The following is a 16,902-nucleotide window of genomic DNA, read 5'->3' on the forward strand; positions in this document are numbered from 1 at the left end:
TAGCGGCCAGCCGGGGCGGGGCCTAGGGTTGTAGCCAACGCCGTGTACCGTCTGGGAGGAACCCGTGAACACCACGCACCCTGATCTTGAAGCCCAGTTAGCCCGCTGGCAGCGTTTCCGGAACAGCCGTGACACGGCCCTCGCCAGCGACTACGGCTGGCTGACCCTGACCTCGTTCCAGTGGCTTGAGGGCGCGCCGGCCGCCGTCGAACTCGTCCCCGGCCTGTGGTCCACGGACGGCCCGACGGCGATCCTCACCGCCGCCGCGGCCGACGGCCTGACGCTGGTGGAGACCGGCGAGCCCGTGGACGGCACGATCAGCGCGGCGCTGGCCAATGAGGAATCGCTGCTGTGGGTCCAGTACGGCGGCGCGGACGGCCGACGGGTCGTGGTGGAACTCGCCAGGCGCGCCGACAAGTACGCGGTGCGCACCCGGGATTCGGCGTCGCCGGTGTTCACCGGGTTCGACGGCGTTCCCACCTTTGACTACCGGCCGGACCTGGTGGTCGAGGCCACCTTCCACCCCTATCCAGAGCCGGTCGAGGTCCCGATCGGCACCGCCAACCCGCTGGTCGACGGGGTCCACCGGTCCGTCGGCGAACTGGTGTTCCGGCTCCCCGGCGAGGACCACGAGTTCCACCTGCAGGCCGAGGAGGAGAAGCTTGGCGCGCTGACGGTGACGTTCCACGATGAGACCAATGGCGAAAGTACGGATGAGTGGCGGAAGGTCTCCACGGCCCGGCCGCGCGTCGACCCGCAGGGAAACCGCACCGTGGTCCTGGACTTCAACCGGGCGATCAACTACCCGAGCGCCTTCACCCCGTACGGCACGTGCCCGATGCCGGTGAAAAACAACAGCCTGGACTACCGGATCGAGGCCGGGGAGAAGGAGCCCGCGCTGTTCTAGACGACCGGGTCTAGACGATCGCGGACACGCCGGTCACGGCCCGGCCCACGATCAGCGTGTTGATCTCGAACGAGCCCTCGTAGGTGTAGATCGCCTCGGCGTCGGCGAAGATCTTGGCCATCCGGTAGTCGGTGACGATGCCGTTGCCGCCCAGCAGGGACCGGCCCATCCCCACGGTCTCCCGCATCCGGGCGCTCACGTAGGACTTCGCCAGCGCCACCTGCGGCATGTCCGCGGCGCCCTGGTCCTGCAGCTGGGCGATCCGGACCATCATGCCCATGCTCGCCACGGCATTGCCGAGCATTGTGACCAGCTGCTGCTGGACCAGCTGGAATTTCGCCAGCGGCCGCCCGAACTGCCGGCGTTCGACGGCGTACTGCCGGGCGACGTCGAACGCCGCCAGCTGCTGGCCAACACCCTGCCAGGCGACCATGATCCGCGAACCGCGCAGCAGCTCATTGGTGTCCTCGAAGCTGTTGATTCCGGCGAAGCGGTCCGACTCGGCCACCTGAACGTCCTTGAAGACGATGTCCGCGTTCTGCACCGTGCGCAGCGCGATCTTGTTCTCGATCCTGCTCCGGCTCACCCCCGGCAGGGTGGCGTCGACGATGAAGCCGCGGACGCCACCGTCGGCCTCGTCACGAGCCCACACCAGCATGTAGTCGCAGAACGTCCCGTTGCCGATCCAGCGCTTGGCGCCGTTGAGCACCCAGCTGTCGCCGCCGTCGGGCGCCCCGCCTGGCACACGCCGGGCGACGGTCTCCATGCCGCCGGCCACGTCGGAGCCATGGCCGGGTTCGGTCAGCGCGAATGCGCCGGTGGTCCGGAGGCTGGCGGCGTCCTCGAGCAGGCGCGCCTTTTGCTCCTCGGAGCCGAAGCCGTAGAGCGATTCAACAAAGAGGTCGTGGTGGACCAGGAAGAACGTCGCCAGCGAGGTGTCGACGCGGGTCATCTCGGCAATGACCAGACCGGCGAACAGGTTGCTGTATCCGCGCTGGGCCGGGGCGCTGAGTTCCAGGGCCGCGAGCTTGGGCAGGATGTGGGCGGGGAACTCGGCCTTGTTCCACCACTCGCCCGCGAACGGTGCCACCTCGCGGGCCAGGAACACCCGCAGTTCTGCCAGCTTCGCCTGTTCACGGGCGTTGAGCATCGACTCGAAGTCGAAGAAATCGGCGGTCGGCAGCCCCGCGACGGAATCCGCGGGAGCGGGGGAAGTGGCGAGCCCGGCAGGCATCATTTCGGCCCCATCCGGATGGCGCCGTCGAGGCGGATGGTCTCGCCGTTGAGCATGGCGTTTTCCACGATGTGCGCGGCGAGGTGTGCGTACTCGGCCGGCCGGCCCAGCCGGGAGGGGTGCGGCACCTGCTGGCCGAGGGAGTCCTGGGCTTCCTGCGGCAGTCCGGCCATCATGGGCGTCTCGAAGATGCCCGGCGCGATTGTGACCACCCGGACCAGCGAGCGCGCCAGTTCGCGGGCAATCGGCAGTGTCATCGCGTGCACCGCACCCTTGGAGGCGGCATAGGCCGGCTGGCCGATCTGGCCGTCGAACGCGGCGACGGAGGCGGTGTTGATGATGACGCCGCGCTCCGGCCCGCCGAGCTCGGTCACGGCCGGCTCGGTGGCCACCATCGCGGCCGCCGAGAGGCGGATGACGTTGAAGGTGCCCACGAGGTTGATCTGGATGACGCGGTTGAACTTCTCCAGCGGCAACACGCCCTCCCGGCCCAGCACCTTGCCGGGGGTGGCGATCCCTGCACAGTTGACCACGATCCGCAGCGGACCGAGGGCGACGGCGGCGTCGACGGCGGCCTGGATCTGGTCCTCGCTGGTGACGTCGGCGGGAACGAAGACCGCCCGGTTACCCGGCTGCATCGCGCTGCCGGCTTCGGGGGCCGCCGTACGGACAGTGCCCCCGGCGTTCAGCTCGGCGGCGAAGGCCGCGCCGGCGGAGCCTGGCAGGTCCACCAGGACCACCGAGGCGCCGGCGTCGAACAGGCGACGCGCCGTCGCGGCCCCCAGACCGGAGGCTCCGCCCGTAATCAGCGCAACAGTACCTTTGATGTCCATGCATCCTCCTTGATGTGGAACCCAAGCCCGCCGCGACACTGTGGGCAGCGTCACGAACTACCGCGAACATTAGTTAGTGAATGTTAACTGGAATGCGGGCTTTCTGCACCTTTACCCTGCCGCCACTAGGCTGGGACCATGACCCCGGCTGACATTTCCACCTGCCCCGACTGGTCCTTCCGGGCCGACGAAGCCGCCCGCTCGGTGACCAGGCTGTTCGGGCAGCGGCTCTTTTTCCTGCCGGGAACCCACATCGCAGCGATCGTCCGGCCCTCGGGCCGGCTCAAGAACCTGGCCCGGCCCTGGCACTACTGGTGGCAGGCGCACTACGTGGACTGCCTGGTGGACACCGGACGCCGCGAACTCGGCACGGACGGACGGCCCGGGGCTCGGTTCGACGGCGCGGACCGGCCCAGCGCCGGCCGGCTCGCCTCCCGGCTCGTCACCGGGATCCGGCTCCGCAACGTCCTCACCGTGGTCAACAACTACTACGACGACATGGCCTGGCTGGCGCTGTCCACGCTGCGGCTGGAACACCTCGCCAGGGACAGCCGCACGGAAGCCGGCCGCCGCCGCAACGCCAGGGTCCTGCAGCGCCTCACGCTGCAGTTCGATTCCGCCTCCACGGACGACCTCGGGGGCGGCACCTTCTGGAGCAAGAAGCGGGATTTCAAGAACACCCCGGCCACGGCACCGGTGGCGCTCCACTACGCGCGCACCGGCCAAACGGCGAAGGCACAGGCCCTGCTGGACTGGCTGGACGCCCGGCTGTTCGACTCCGAACAGGGCCTGTACCGGGACGGCCTGCGGATGGCCCCCGGCGGCGGCGTGGTGCTCGAAAGCGCCATCTACACCTACAACCAGGGCCCCGTCCTCGGCGCCCTGCTGGAGCTCGGCGGCGCGGCCAACCTGGCCCGCGCGGCCTCCCTCGTGGCGTCGGTGGCCCGCAGCCTCACCCTCGCCGCACCCCTGCCGGGGCGCAGCGCCGCGGTACTGCGCGCCGAGGGCACCGGCGACGGCGGCCTCTTCACCGGCATCCTCGCCCGGTACCTGGCGCTCGCGGCGGTTGACGGGCGGCTTCCCGCCGCGACCCGGGCGACGGCAGCGGCGCTCGTCAACGACACGGCAGAGGCCTTCTGGGAGGGCCGGCGCCTGGTGCCGGCCGGGGACCCGCTCGCCCGGCGGGGCGGCAGGATCGTGTTCTCCACCGGCCCGGAACTTCCCGCGCTGGACACCTACCCGGCGGGCGCCGCCGTCGAACTCTCTACCCAACTGCAGGCCTGGATGGTGCTGGAAGCGGCCGCCGCCATCGCCGCCGGGAATTAAGTCACGCAATAGTTGCGTAATTGATGTGATCCTCATCACTTAAGGCGTTCTCAGCTTGGTTGCTTAGGTTTGGCTAACCTACAGTTTTTCGTAGTGAGCATGCCCTAACTTCCCCGCTCACAGGGGGCTAGGGCTCCTACGACCTTCCTCCAGAAAGCAGCCCCATGAAGATCCGCAAGAACGCGCTGGCAGGTATCGCACTTGCCGCCACCGCCACTCTCGGCCTGGCCGCCTGCGGCGCCGGAGCCGCCACCGCCCCGAGCAGCAGCGCCGCCGCTGGCGGGGCGGTCTCCGGTGAAATCACGGTCTACAACGCCCAGCACGAGTCCCTGACCAAGGAATGGGTGGACGCGTTCACCGCGGAAACCGGCATCAAGGTCACCATGCGGCAGGGCTCCGACACCGAGATGTCCAACCAGATCATCCAGGAAGGCCAGGCCTCCCCCGCCGACGTCTTCCTCACCGAAAACTCCCCGGCCATGGCGCAGGTGGAAAACGCCGGGCTCTTCGCCGACGTCGACAAGGCCACCGTCGACCAGGTGCCCGCCGAATTCCGTCCCTCCACCAACAAGTGGACCGGCATCGCAGCCCGCTCCACCGTCCTGGTGTACGACAAGGCCAAGCTGAGCGAAGGCCAGCTGCCCAAGTCCATGCTGGACCTGGCCAACCCGGAGTGGAAGGGCAAGTGGGCCGCCTCGCCATCCGGCGCCGACTTCCAGGCCATCGTCGCGTCTCTGCTTGAGCTCAAGGGCGAAGCCGCCACCGAGGCCTGGCTCCAGGGCATGAAGGAGAACTTCAAGGCCTACAAGGGCAACAGCACGGCCATGAAGGCCGTCAACGCCGGCGAAGTCGATGCCGCCCTGATCTACCACTACTACTACTACGGCGACCAGGCGAAGACGGGCGAGAACTCCAAGAACGTCACGCCGTACTACTTCAAGAACCAGGACCCGGGCGCGTTCGTGTCCGTCTCCGGCGGCGGCGTGCTGAATTCCTCGAAGAACGCGGCGGCGGCCCAAGCCTTCGTCAAGTTCATCACCGGCAAGAAAGGCCAGGAAGTCCTGCAGAAGGGCACCTCCTTCGAGTACGCCATCGCCTCCGGCGTCCCGGCCAACGAGAAGCTCGTCCCGCTGGCGGAACTGCAGGCACCGACGGTGGACCCGGCCAAGCTGAACTCCGCCAAGGTCACCGAGCTGATGACCAAGGCAGGACTGCTCTAACCACGTGACAACCAAGCTGGCGGCTCCCGGAACACCCGGAAGCACGATGACGGCGGGCCGGGGCAAGCGCCCCCGCCCGCCTTTCGGCGTATCCATTGTTGCCGTGCTGGCGGTCCTGATCGCCCTGTTCGCGCTGATTCCGCTGGGCTACGTCATCGTCATGACGGCCGCCACCGGCTGGGACACCGCCGTGGGCCTGATCTTCCGGGCCCGTGTGGGCGAGCTGCTGCTCAACACCGTGCTGCTGATGCTGGTCACCGTGCCGCTGTGCCTGGTCCTCGGCGTGGGCGGCGCCTGGCTGGTGGAACGAACCCAGCTCCGCGGTCACAAATGGTGGGCGGTGCTGCTCGCCGCCCCGCTGGCCATCCCCGCCTTCGTCAACAGCTACGCCTGGGTCTCCGCGGTGCCGTCGCTTGAGGGTCTGTGGTCCGGGGTGCTGATCGCCACGCTGTCCTATTTCCCGCTCGTCTACATCCCGGCCGCCGCCACACTCAGCCGGCTGGACCCGGCCATCGAACAGTCCGCCGCGTCCCTGGGCCTGGGCGCGTGGCGCACCTTCTTCCGCGTGGTGCTGCCGCAGCTGCGCATCGCGATGACCGGCGGGGCGCTGCTCGTCTCCCTGCACCTGCTGGCCGAGTACGGCGCCTTCGCGATGATCCGGTTCGACACCTTCACCACCGCGATCATGGTGCAGTACCAGTCCACCTTCAACGGCACCGCCGGGAACATGCTCGCCAGCGTGCTCGTGTTCCTGTGCCTGATCCTGCTGCTGGTGGAAGTCCGCAGCCGCGGCAGCGCCCGCTACGCCAAGATCGGCTCCGGCGCCCAGGCCCGCGCCCTGCGCCTTCCGCTGCACGCCCACCAGCTCCCGGCCCAGCTGTTCCTCATCGCGCTCACCGGGCTGGCCTTCGGTCTGCCGCTGACCTTCGTGCTGCGCTGGATCATCGCCGGCGGCCCGGACATCTGGGCCGCCGACGAGTTCCTGCCGGCCCTGCTGCAGACCCTGATGTACGGCCTCGCCGGCGCCCTGGCCACCACCGTGGTGGCGTTCCCGATGGCGTATCTGGCCGTGCGGCACCCCAGCTGGTTCAGCAAGGCCCTGGAGCTGTCCAACTACATCACCAGCTCCATGCCCGGCATCGTGGTGGGCCTGGCCTTCGTGACGGTCAGCATCAAGGCGGCGCCGAGCCTCTACCAGACCTCCGCGTTGCTGATCGCGGCCTACGTGCTGCTGTTCCTGCCGCGCGCCCTGGTCAACATCCGATCCGGCCTGGCCCAGGCACCGAAGGAACTCGACGAGGCCGCCCAGGCGCTCGGCAAGCCGCCGCTGCTGGCCTTCCTCCGGGTGACGCTGCGGCTCACCGCCCCCGCCGCCGCGGGCGGCGCCGCGCTGGTGTTTCTGGCGATCGTGAACGAACTGACCGCGACGCTGCTGCTCTCCCCCAACGGCACCACCACGCTCGCCACCGAGTTCTGGAGCAAAAGCAGCGAAATCGACTACGCCGGCGCCGCGCCGTACGCCCTGCTGATGATCCTGATATCGGCGCCGATGACCTACCTCCTCTTCCAGCAGTCCAAGAAAGCAGCGGGACAGTGACCCAGTACAGCCCTTCCCGGCTCCCGCAACCGCGGGTCGCCGCCTCTGTGGCCACCAGCACCAACAACCACCTGGAAATCGACGCCGTCACCAAGAACTTCGGCCCCCAGGCCGTCCTCATGGGCGTCAACCTGTCGGTGGCCAAGGGCGGCACAACGGCGATCGTGGGGCCCTCCGGCTCCGGCAAGACCACGCTGCTGCGGCTGATCGCCGGGTTCGAGCACCCGGACACCGGCAGCATTCTGCTCAACGGCACCAAGGTGGCCGGCGATGGCGTCTGGGTGCCCGCGCACAAGCGCCAGGTGGGCTACGTGGCGCAGGACGGCGCACTCTTCCCGCACCTGAGCGTCGGGCAGAACATCTCGTTCGGCCTCGATGCCGGCAAGCTCCCCGGCGGGCACCGCGGCGTCAAGGCCCGGGTCGCCGAGCTGCTGGACATGGTCTCTCTGGACTCCACCATGGCCAAGCGGCGCCCGCACGAGCTCTCCGGCGGCCAGCAGCAGCGGGTCGCCCTGGCCCGCGCCCTCGCTCGCGAGCCGGAGCTGATGCTGCTGGACGAGCCGTTCTCCGCCCTGGACGCCGGCCTGCGCGTGGCGACCCGCCGCGCGGTGGGCAAGGTGCTCCAGGACGCCGGTGTCACCACCATCCTGGTCACCCATGACCAGGGCGAGGCGCTGTCGTTTGCGGATCAGGTCGCGGTGATGCGCGGCGGACGGCTGGCGCAGATCGGCAACCCGTTCATCGTCTACACCCGCCCCGCGGACCGCGCCACCGCGGAATTCCTGGGCGACGCCGTCATCCTCGACGCCTGGATGGAAGGCTCCCTCGCCACCTGTTCCCTGGGCGGAATCCCGGTGCGCCGGCCCCCGGCACAGGGACGGGTCCAGCTCATGCTGCGGCCGGAACAGATCAGGATCGCCGAGGATGGCCCCATCCGCGGCGTTGTGGTGGACACCGACTATTTCGGACCCGAAACCACTGTGCGGCTCAAGCTCGCCGTCCCGCCCGTCCTCGCGGAGGGGGCCGTGGCGGACCACCGCTACCCCGGCGGCGGCGAAATCATCACCATCCGGCACTGGAACGCCTCGATCGCCCGCCCGGGCACCGAACTGTGCCTCCGTGTCGTCGGCGAAGCGGTGGCCTTCCCGATGGAAGACCTGCCCCCGGAATAGCCTCCGCGGGGCGGCCCCGTCGTTGAGCCGGTCCGGCTCCCGGCATAGGGTGGGGCGCATGACTGTTCAGCCAGCGCTCCACCGCCAGCACTGCTCCGTTGCCGCCCCCACCCAGTTGTGGCTCGACGCCGAGGGGCGGCTCGCCAGCGGCCACGGCTCCGCCGACGCCCACGGCTCCGCCGGCGCCGCGGGGGGCGGCTGGTTCACCGGCCTGCTGCACGGGGACACCCGGATGCTGTCCCGGGCCGAGGTGCGCGTGAACGGCCTTGAGCCGGAGCCCGCCACGGTGGAGGCCGAGGCCGGCGGCGTGCTGCGGGTGCGGGGGCTGGTCCGCGGCATCGCCGGGCCCACCGAGGACCCCGCCGTCGAACTATTCCAGACCTGGACGGTCACGCCCGGCGTCGTCCGGCACTCCCTCCGGCTGAGCACGTCCCTCGAGGCACTCGACGTGGAAATTGAAGTCCAGCTCGCCGCGGACTTCACCGACATGGCCGCGATCCGGCTCAGCCGCTTCCGGGAACCCTCCGAGCCGTTCTTCGCGGACGATTCGACGCTGCGCTGGCGCGATGGCGCACGGACCCTGACCGTCGCCGCTCCGGGCAGCGTCGTGTCCGGCGAACGGCTCCTCTGGCGCGGCAAAGCAGGACGCGGCCGCGCGTTCGAGGTGGAATGGCAGGCCGTCTTGGCCGACAGCGAGGACGCCGTGGTGGCGGCCCCGCCGCCCTCCTCGCGCCGGGTCCGCGCCGAACCGTCCGGCTCCCTGGGCCTGCTGCTGGACAATGCCCTTGATGAGCTCGCCGGGCTCCGCCTGGCCACCCGGGCGCTGCCGGACGCGCCGTTCGCTGCCGCCGGGGCGCCCTGGTACTTCACCCTGTTCGGCCGCGATTCACTCTGGACCGCCCGGCTGCTCCTGCCGCTCGATGCCGGGCTCGCCACCGGCACACTGCGCGCCCTGGCGGCATTCCAGGGATCGAAGCAGGATCCGGGTGCCGCGGAGGAACCCGGAAAGATCCTGCACGAACTCCGGGCCAAGGAACTTGTCCTGGAGAGCCAGGGCCTGCGCCTGCCCCCGGTGTACTACGGCGCCGTGGATTCCACCCCGCTGTGGCTGTGCCTTCTGGCCGAGCTCGGCCAGGCCGGCCAGGACGACGCCGCCGTCCGCTCACTGCTGCCCAACGCCGCCCGGGCCGTGGAATGGCTGCTGGCCGCCGCCGGCGCGCCGGGAAGCACGAACGGCGGGTTCCTCAGCTACCAGGACGCGACCGGCCACGGGCTCAGCAACCAGGGCTGGAAGGACTCCGGGGACGCCATGCAGTTCCGCGACGGCCGGCAGGCCGACGGCCCGATCGCGCTCTCCGAGGTGCAGGGCTACGCCTACCAGGCCGCCGTGGACACCGCCGATCTTTTCGACGCCTACGGCGAGCCGGGCGCCCAGGCGCTGCGGGACTTTGCCGAGGTGCTGCAACAGAACTTCCGCGAGCGATTCTGGGTCGAGGACGACGACGGCCCCTTCCCCGCGATGGCCCTCGACGGGCACGGCGAGCCTCTGGACGTCCCGGGATCCAACATGGGGCACCTGCTCGGCACCGGCATCCTTGACGCCTCGGAAGCCCGGCTCGTGGCGGACCGGCTGCTCAGCCCCGAGCTGTTCTCCGGCTACGGGGTGCACACGATTTCCCGGCGCGCCGCCGGTTTCTGGCCGTTCAGCTACCACTGCGGTTCGGTCTGGAGCCATGACACGGCGATTGCGGTCCGGGGGCTGCTTGCCGAGGGGTTCCTCGCCGAAGCCCGGACCATAGCCGAAGGCCTGCTGGCCGCGTCCGGCTCCTTCGGACACCGCCTGCCGGAACTGTTCGCCGGCATCACCGCCGAGGAGTCCGGCCACGCGGTGCCCTATCCGGCGTCGTGCCATCCGCAGGCGTGGTCCTCGGCGTCTGCCGTGGTGATCGCCCAGGCCATGGGCGTCGGGTTCTAGGGGCAGACCGGGCTTCCCCTGCGCAGGGGCCGGAAGGGGCCGTGCCGGTCAGGGGGCAGGCGGCCGTTTGTTCTGCGGGTAGGGCGTTTCGTGCCGCGCGAGCATCTCAACGAATCCCGCGATCTTCCTCGCCCTCGTGGTGGCCTGTTTGACGGCGTTGGTCCGGTAAATCAGGGCGTACCTGTTCACCGAGGTCAGGACGTCGAACATCGCCTGCGCCCGGGGCTCGGCGGCGATGGCCGCGGCCAGGTCCTCGGGCACTTCCGCCGTCGCCGGGCCGGAGTAGGCGGCTTCCCAGCGGCCGTCGGCCTTGGCGCTCTCGACGGCGGCGCGCCCGGCGGGCGCCATCCTGCCGGCGGCCTCGAGGCGACCGATCCGCTCCACATTCCGGGCCGACCACATACTCTTCGGGCCGCGGCGGGTCATCCGTTGGAACGAGCTATGCTCATCGCGCCGCCGGCCCTGGCCGTCGATCCAGCCGAAGCACAGGGCCTCCTGCAGGGCGGCCTCGTAGTCCAGCTCCGTCACCGAGCCGCCTTTCTTGTGCAGCACCAGCCACACGCCGGGGCTCTGGGCGTGGTGGCGCTCCAGCCACGCCCGCCACTCGGCGGCATCCTTCACCAGCAGTTCCTCTAGTTCACCAGCCATGGCACCATTCTGCTCCGCACTGACCACGGACACCCATTTGGTGGGACTATATCCCTGAGAGCCGAAAACCGTCACCACCTTGAGGAGCAAAGATGCTGCGTGTCCGCCCGATCCACTTCACCTCCCGCCTTGATGAATGGGAGCGGCTGCTCACCGGACTTGGCATGGTCAAGACCGTCGACGAGCCCACCTGGCGGGAGTTCGACGCCGGCTCCGGCCGGCTCGCCCTCCATTTTGTCGAGCAGGGCTCGGCCGAGGACGGCACCACATCCCTCGGAGTCGAGGTGGGCGACCTGAAGGAATTCGCCCGGCGGACGAAGGAGTCCGGCGCCGCCGAAGGGGGCACCGCCGCGGAACTCATCGACGCGGACCACGGGCAGTCCTGCCGGATCACGGCCGCGGACGGCTTCAGTTTCCTCGCCGACCCGGCCGCCCGGGCCGCGGACGGAAGCTGGGGCGGGTCCGCCGAAGCGGACCCGGGCATCGCCGTCGTCGGGGTCTGGTTCTCCGAGGACGCCGTGGCGGCCGCCCGGACGCTGCGTGACATCGGCGCCGAGCCTCGCCCGCTGCCGGGCAGCGGAGCCGTCGGCAGCGCCGACATGAACACTGCCGAATCCGAGGCCTTTGTGGCGAAGAACGGCGGGATCCTGATGGTCGGCGCCGGCTCCGGGACCGGGAGCGCCGGCCTGGGCTTCGAATACGCCGGCGATCTGGCCGCACTCCGTGGGCGTCTGAACGAGGCCGGGAACGAGGCCGCGATCATCGAGGAAGCCGCCATCCCCACCCTGCACGTGGCCAACCCCGACGCCGACGGCATCGCCGCCCACCCGCCACTCTGGATCTCCGCGGCGCCGTCCGCCGGGTGAGCGGGACCACGCCCCAGCCGCAGGTATGGGGTAGAACTTAACCATGAACGTTCGCACTCCTGACCCGAACCCCGGCTGGCTCTCCGACGAAGATTTGTTCGAGGCGCGCGGCCGGCTGCCCATGGTCTACGTCGAGGCCGTCCCGGTCCGGCTGGATCCGCTCGGGTTCGTGAACGAGGTCGGCACCCTCCTGCAGGCCGACGAGGACGGCACGATGGTCCGCTCCCTGGTGTCCGGCCGGGTGCTGTACCGCGAGACCATCCGCGCGGCCCTGCTGCGGCATATGGAGAAGGACCTCGGCCCGCTGGCCTTCCCGCAGCTGCCGATCAGCCCGGTGCCGTTCACGGTCGCCGAATACTTCCCGTCCCCGTCCCACACCGGGTTCACCGACGACCGCCAGCACGCCGTCGCCCTGGCGTACATCATCCCCGTTACCGGCGACTGCTCGCCGCGGCAGGACGCGCTGGAACTGACCTGGATGACCCCGCAGGAAGTCATGAGCTCGGATGTCCAGCTGGAATTCAGCGGCGGCCGCGGTGCCCTGATCCGCCAGGCCCTGGCCTTCGCCGGCGTCGGGAACTGACCGACGGCGGCTGCGTCCCCGACTTCCCGCGCGCGCCTTTGTAGACTGTTGGGCGGACCGCAAAAGAATTTAAGGACTGCAATGACCCACCCCCCGGCCGCCCCGAACTACATCGAACAGCAGGCTGGATATCTGCAGAGCGGCGATCATCTGCTTTTGCCCGACGGCAACCGCTCCGCCGAAATCCAGCGCATTGACGTCGAAACCGACGATTTCGGCACCCCTGCCATGGTCCTGGCGACCCTCACAGGAGGCGGCGGACTCCGGATCGCGGCGTCCTCCACCGTCCTGATCGTCGCCGCTACCGCCACGACTGAAGAACCCACCGTCGAGGATGCCGGCTCCCCGCTGCCGCCCGAACCGGCCCGCGATGCGTCCGGCGTCCCGGCCGGCGATGCGTCCGAGGCAAAGGGCGGCGCCCGCGGGCAGGACCGGACCAGGCATGACCGGACCAGGCAGGACGAGGGCGCGGAAGCCGCGGCTCCCGCCGTCGTCGTCCCTCCGCTGCCGCCCGTGCCGCCGGCGGCGAGCGGCCCCAGCGAAGAGGACCTGGCGCTCATCCCTGCCCTGGAGGGCACGCCGGAGTCCGTGGTGCAGGCTGTGGCCGAGGCCCACCCGAATTCGACTGGGGTGCTGCTGCTCAGCGAACGGCTGGCCAAGGGCATCAACACGAAGTCCGGCAGCTGCCTCAAGGACCTCAGCGACCTCGCGCAGGAGCTTTTCATCATCCTCAAGGACGCCGAAAGCGCCCTCGCCGTCGCGGACCTGCTCAATGTGCTGCCCTTCGACGGCAACCGCGGCCGCTGGGCCTCGGTGGAGGCCTCCCTCGCCCTCTCCAGCTACATCTGCCGCCAGCTCGGCCAGGAGGAACGCGCAGCTGTCTACGAGAAGTTCCTGCGCGCCCCCGATGCCATGGAAACGGATCCGTTCAAGGCCCGGATCAACACCAAGGTCCGCCAGCGCTCGCTCAACGAACCGAACCTGTACGACAAGGAAATCTTCCGCTCGATGGACAACTCGAATCCGGATGCGGAACGCGAGTGGCGGCTCCTGCGGCTCGAGGCGCTGCTCTTCCTGCGCGCCCACGGCGGCTCGGAAACCATCGGCGCCCCGGAGCTGGACCGCCGGATCGGCAACGAACTCGAGTCCGTCCGTTCCTGAGGGATTTGACCCCTACCCCCTTCCGGCCGGGCGTTGTAGATTCACCACATGACGAACAATCTGAGCGTTGTGATCAACTCCGACGCGCAGCAGGTCTGGACAATGCTGCGCGAGCCCACCAAGGTAGCCCAGTGGCACGGCTGGGACGCCGACGACCAGGCGGCCGAGATCAATGAGATCTACTTCAGCCCCAAAGTCATCGAAGGCGCCGACCACACGTCCCTGGTGGTCGACGGCGGGGACGTGTTCACCTTAAAACCGGTCCCGGGCGGCACGGAGGTCAGTGTCACGCGGGCCGCGGTGGACCACAATTCCGAGTGGGCCGCCTGGGACGAGGACATCACCCAGGGCTGGCTGACCTTCATCCAGCAGCTCCGCTTTGCCCTCGAACGGCATCCGCACGGCAAACGCCGGACCTTCTTCTTCTCCGTCCCGGGGAACGAAGGTTCCGCGATCGAAAAGCTGGGCCTGTCCGACGTCCCCAAGCCCGGCGAACCGTACTCGCTGACCCTGGCCACGGGCGAGGAGGTCTCCGGCAAGGTCTGGTTCCGCAGCAACCACCAGGTGGGGCTCACGGTCCACCACTACGCGGAACACGGCGAAGGCCTGGTGATCGTGGCGGACCAGCCGGTTATCAAGGACATCCGTCCCGAGGGCGGATCCCTGGTCATCGTCTCCACCTATGACCTCGGGGCGCACCAGCTGGAGTCCATCCGCAACTACTGGGACAAGTGGCGGGCTGAGAACTACCCCACATCCGATCCGCTGCACTAAGGGTTGGCGGCTGTTAGCTGGCACACTTGAACCGTGCCAGCCAATCCTGAATCACCCGTGTCATCGCTCCTGCCGGCCCAGCAGTCCGAGTTTTCCTTCCGCGTGGGCAAACGCCTGAGCGAAAGCTGCTCGCCGTCGGCGGCCCAGGTCAGCGCCAATGGCGGGGACTTCCTCGGCCGCACCGGCACCATCACCACACCGCACGGCGAGATCCAGACCCCGGCGTTCATCGCGGTCGGCACGAAGGCCACGGTCAAATCCGTCCTCCCGGAGTCAGTCGCCGAGCTGGGCGCGCAGGCCGTGCTGGCCAACGCCTACCACCTGTACCTGCAGCCGGGCGCAGACATTTTGGACGCGGCCGGCGGGCTGGGTACCTTCATGAACTGGCGCGGGCCCACGTTCACGGATTCCGGCGGGTTCCAGGTGATGAGCCTGGGCTCGGGGTTCAAAAAGGTCATCGACATGAAAACTGCGCCTGTTGCGGACACCGCAGTCCCCGACGACGCCGTCGCCCCCGGCAAGGAACGCCTGGCCCACGTGGACGAGGAAGGCGTGTGGTTCAAGAGCCACCTCAACGGCGACCGGCACCGCTTCAGCCCGGAGATCTCCATGAACGTCCAGCACCAGATCGGCGCGGACATCATGTTCGCGTTCGACGAGCTCACCACGCTGCAGAACTCCCGCGGCTACCAGGAGGAATCCCTGGAGCGCACCCGGCGCTGGGCCGAGCGCTGCATCACCGAGCATTTCCGGCTGACGTCCGAGCGTCCCGGCAAGACCTACCAGGCGCTCTTCGGGGTCATCCAGGGCGCCCAGTACGAGGACCTGCGCCGCAAGGCCTGCCGCGACCTCGGCGCGATGAACTTTGACGGCTTCGGCATCGGCGGGGCCCTGGAGAAGGAGAACCTGGGCACGATCGTGCGCTGGTGCAACGAGGAACTGCCGGAGAACAAGCCCCGGCACCTCCTTGGCATCTCCGAGCCGGACGACATCTTCACCGCGATCGAAAACGGCGCGGACACCTTCGACTGTGTCTCCCCGACCCGGGTGGCCCGGAATTCGGCGTTCTACCACCCCACCGGGCGCTACAACCTCTCCGGCGCCATGTACAAGCGCGACTTCGGGCCGTTGCAGGAAGGCTGCGACTGCTACGCCTGCCTGAATTACTCCCGGGCCTACATCCACCACCTGTTCAAGGCCAAGGAAATGGTCTCCGCCACCCTGATCTCGATCCACAACGAGCGCTTCGTGGTGAAAATGGTCGACGACGCCAGGCTGGCCATCGAGGCTGGCAACTTCTTCGAGTTCAAGGCCGAGACCCTGGGGCAGTACTACTCCTAGGGGCGCGCCCGACCCCTGGGCGCCGCCCAGCTCCCCGGTGCCGCCCACCGCATGGGCGCCGCCCGCCGTCGCCCGCCCTCGAACTCGCCGGAAGCGTTCCAGATCGCCGGAACGTCCCGGCGACCCCGCACCTTTCCGGCGACCTCGCGCGTTCTGCACGGACGACGGCGGTGCGCTGCGCCAGTCGGCGTCGAGGGACCTCCAGGGTCCGCACCCCTTCGGCGGCAGGCACCGGTCCGGGTCCCCCCGTCCCGGACCGAGGGGTGGGGGCTGACAAGGGGCGCTCCGGCATCGAAGTCGCCGGAAGCGTGCCCGATCGCCGTAAGTTTCCGGCGACCCCGCAGCGTTCCGGCGACTCGGCGTCGAAGTGGGTTGCCGGGCCGTCAGTTCGTGAGATGCAGCGACGACGAGGGCGGCCGCGTCGTCGTCGCGCAGGGGTCCCCGCCGCGGCAAGTCTGATCACAATTGACGACGACGAGGGCGGCCGCCTGGGCGCGGACCACCTGTTGGAGCTCGGCCACACGCGGATTGGGCACCTTTCGGGCTCCGGCGGCGCCGCCGCCCACCGCCGCGAAGGGTTCCGTAGCCGCATCGCTGAGGCCGGCGTCGAGGTCCGGATTGCCGGCGAAGCCCAGGGGACCTCTAAGGAGGACGGCTACGCGGCCGCCTGCTGGATTCTCGACCACCGCCCCGACACCACAGCCCTGTTCGCGGCCAATGACACTATGGCCCGGGTGCCCTCGCCGCCGCCAGGGCACCCGGGCTCTCCGTCCCGGGGGACTTCTCTGTAATCGGCTACGACAACTCCCAGCTGACCAAGTCGCGGTACCTAAACATGTCGTTCGTGGACAAACCGCACCGACCTTGTCGGCGTCGATGTCGCCCAGACACTGCTGGCACGGATCCAGGACCCGACGCTTGAGCCCGAGCGCAAGCTGATCGAGCCGGTCCTTGTAGTCCGCGGCACCACAGCCCGGGTTTCCCGCTGACAGCCACCACCGGCCGCAGAACTGCCCGCCACGGCCAGTGGTCCCAGCCGTCGAACTCGCCGGTTGCACTCGAAACCGCCGAAAACTTACGGCGAACGGGCGACTATCCGGCGATCTCGGGCCACACCAGCGCGGCAATGACTCCGGCTACACCGACGTCGCCGGTTGCCGCCGAAACCGCCGAAAACTTACGGCGATCGGGCGACCATCCGGCGATCTCGGGTTTTCCACATAGCGAAGTCAGAGCCTGCCGCCCGCGCGCTTGGGAGTTGAAGC

At 69.2% G+C, this 16,902-nt stretch carries 14 protein-coding genes and 1 pseudogene; 12 read left to right on the forward strand and 3 right to left on the reverse strand.

Annotated features, from left to right (window positions below):
- Window positions 1-64 precede the first annotated feature (64 nt).
- A complete protein-coding gene (locus tag QK291_RS00375) occupies window positions 65-907 on the forward strand; it encodes a DUF1684 domain-containing protein (protein WP_282378009.1) in 843 nt (280 codons plus the stop codon).
- Between the two features lie 10 nt (window positions 908-917).
- Here QK291_RS00375 and QK291_RS00380 read toward each other — a convergent pair whose 3' ends face one another.
- Entirely contained in the window at window positions 918-2,144 is a 1,227-nt protein-coding gene (locus tag QK291_RS00380; RefSeq protein WP_282378011.1) for an acyl-CoA dehydrogenase family protein, read from the reverse strand.
- On the reverse strand, window positions 2,141-2,974 hold the full coding sequence (locus QK291_RS00385) for a 3-hydroxyacyl-CoA dehydrogenase (RefSeq protein WP_282378013.1): 834 nt from the start codon (window positions 2,972-2,974) through the stop codon (window positions 2,141-2,143). Before QK291_RS00385 ends, QK291_RS00380 begins: the two co-directional genes overlap by 4 nt.
- A 138-nt stretch (window positions 2,975-3,112) precedes the next feature.
- Here QK291_RS00385 and QK291_RS00390 point away from each other — a divergent pair, with 138 nt between their 5' ends.
- From QK291_RS00390 to QK291_RS00410, 5 genes are all read left to right on the forward strand, one after another.
- Window positions 3,113-4,300, forward strand: a complete 1,188-nt coding sequence (locus QK291_RS00390) for a glycoside hydrolase family 76 protein (protein ID WP_282378015.1) — start codon at window positions 3,113-3,115, stop codon at window positions 4,298-4,300.
- A 164-nt stretch (window positions 4,301-4,464) separates the two neighbouring features.
- Window positions 4,465-5,520 carry an iron ABC transporter substrate-binding protein gene (locus tag QK291_RS00395; RefSeq protein WP_282378017.1) on the forward strand — a complete coding sequence of 352 codons (1,056 nt, stop codon included), beginning with the start codon at window positions 4,465-4,467 and terminating at the stop codon, window positions 5,518-5,520.
- 4 nt (window positions 5,521-5,524) lie between these two features.
- Complete coding sequence (locus tag QK291_RS00400; RefSeq protein WP_282378019.1) at window positions 5,525-7,117, forward strand: iron ABC transporter permease; 1,593 nt, start codon at window positions 5,525-5,527, stop codon at window positions 7,115-7,117.
- The gene (locus tag QK291_RS00405) at window positions 7,114-8,289 is read left to right on the forward strand and encodes an ABC transporter ATP-binding protein (protein ID WP_282378021.1); all 1,176 of its coding nucleotides are present in this window, start codon (window positions 7,114-7,116) and stop codon (window positions 8,287-8,289) included. Before QK291_RS00400 ends, QK291_RS00405 begins: the two co-directional genes overlap by 4 nt.
- A 58-nt stretch (window positions 8,290-8,347) precedes the next feature.
- Complete coding sequence (locus tag QK291_RS00410) at window positions 8,348-10,264, forward strand: glycogen debranching N-terminal domain-containing protein (protein WP_282378022.1); 1,917 nt, start codon at window positions 8,348-8,350, stop codon at window positions 10,262-10,264.
- A gap of 48 nt (window positions 10,265-10,312) precedes the next feature.
- Here QK291_RS00410 and QK291_RS00415 read toward each other — a convergent pair whose 3' ends face one another.
- A complete protein-coding gene (locus QK291_RS00415; RefSeq protein WP_282378023.1) occupies window positions 10,313-10,912 on the reverse strand; it encodes a YdeI/OmpD-associated family protein in 600 nt (199 codons plus the stop codon).
- A 92-nt stretch (window positions 10,913-11,004) separates the two neighbouring features.
- Here QK291_RS00415 and QK291_RS00420 point away from each other — a divergent pair, with 92 nt between their 5' ends.
- From QK291_RS00420 to QK291_RS00445, 6 genes and pseudogenes are all read left to right on the forward strand, one after another.
- Entirely contained in the window at window positions 11,005-11,778 is a 774-nt protein-coding gene (locus QK291_RS00420; RefSeq protein WP_282378025.1) for a VOC family protein, read from the forward strand.
- Window positions 11,779-11,821: 43 nt separating this feature from the next.
- Window positions 11,822-12,361 (forward strand): NUDIX hydrolase family protein, encoded by a 540-nt coding sequence (locus QK291_RS00425; RefSeq protein WP_282378028.1) that lies wholly within the window; start codon window positions 11,822-11,824, stop codon window positions 12,359-12,361.
- A gap of 81 nt (window positions 12,362-12,442) precedes the next feature.
- Entirely contained in the window at window positions 12,443-13,522 is a 1,080-nt protein-coding gene (locus QK291_RS00430) for a DUF6707 family protein (protein ID WP_282378030.1), read from the forward strand.
- Window positions 13,523-13,570: 48 nt separating this feature from the next.
- Window positions 13,571-14,296, forward strand: a complete 726-nt coding sequence (locus tag QK291_RS00435) for an SRPBCC domain-containing protein (RefSeq protein WP_282378032.1) — start codon at window positions 13,571-13,573, stop codon at window positions 14,294-14,296.
- Window positions 14,297-14,329: 33 nt separating this feature from the next.
- Window positions 14,330-15,637 carry a tRNA guanosine(34) transglycosylase Tgt gene (gene tgt, locus QK291_RS00440; protein ID WP_282378034.1) on the forward strand — a complete coding sequence of 436 codons (1,308 nt, stop codon included), beginning with the start codon at window positions 14,330-14,332 and terminating at the stop codon, window positions 15,635-15,637.
- A gap of 395 nt (window positions 15,638-16,032) precedes the next feature.
- Window positions 16,033-16,559, forward strand: a pseudogene (locus QK291_RS00445) (substrate-binding domain-containing protein).
- Window positions 16,560-16,902 lie beyond the last annotated feature (343 nt).

It is taken from the genome of Arthrobacter sp. AL12, from assembly GCF_029960645.1.
Lineage (GTDB): Bacteria > Actinomycetota > Actinomycetes > Actinomycetales > Micrococcaceae > Arthrobacter.

Excerpts from the sequence above, each read along its gene's own strand:
- QK291_RS00380 (WP_282378011.1), bottom strand. The coding sequence starts at position 2,144 with ATGATGCCTGCCGGGCTCGCCACTTCCCCCGCTCCCGCGGATTCCGTC.
- QK291_RS00385 (WP_282378013.1), bottom strand. The coding sequence starts at position 2,974 with ATGGACATCAAAGGTACTGTTGCGCTGATTACGGGCGGAGCCTCCGGT.
- QK291_RS00390 (WP_282378015.1), top strand. The coding sequence starts at position 3,113 with ATGACCCCGGCTGACATTTCCACCTGCCCCGACTGGTCCTTCCGGGCC.
- QK291_RS00395 (WP_282378017.1), top strand. The coding sequence starts at position 4,465 with ATGAAGATCCGCAAGAACGCGCTGGCAGGTATCGCACTTGCCGCCACC.
- QK291_RS00410 (WP_282378022.1), top strand. The coding sequence starts at position 8,348 with ATGACTGTTCAGCCAGCGCTCCACCGCCAGCACTGCTCCGTTGCCGCC.
- QK291_RS00415 (WP_282378023.1), bottom strand. The coding sequence starts at position 10,912 with ATGGCTGGTGAACTAGAGGAACTGCTGGTGAAGGATGCCGCCGAGTGG.
- QK291_RS00420 (WP_282378025.1), top strand. The coding sequence starts at position 11,005 with ATGCTGCGTGTCCGCCCGATCCACTTCACCTCCCGCCTTGATGAATGG.
- QK291_RS00425 (WP_282378028.1), top strand. The coding sequence starts at position 11,822 with ATGAACGTTCGCACTCCTGACCCGAACCCCGGCTGGCTCTCCGACGAA.
- QK291_RS00430 (WP_282378030.1), top strand. The coding sequence starts at position 12,443 with ATGACCCACCCCCCGGCCGCCCCGAACTACATCGAACAGCAGGCTGGA.
- QK291_RS00435 (WP_282378032.1), top strand. The coding sequence starts at position 13,571 with ATGACGAACAATCTGAGCGTTGTGATCAACTCCGACGCGCAGCAGGTC.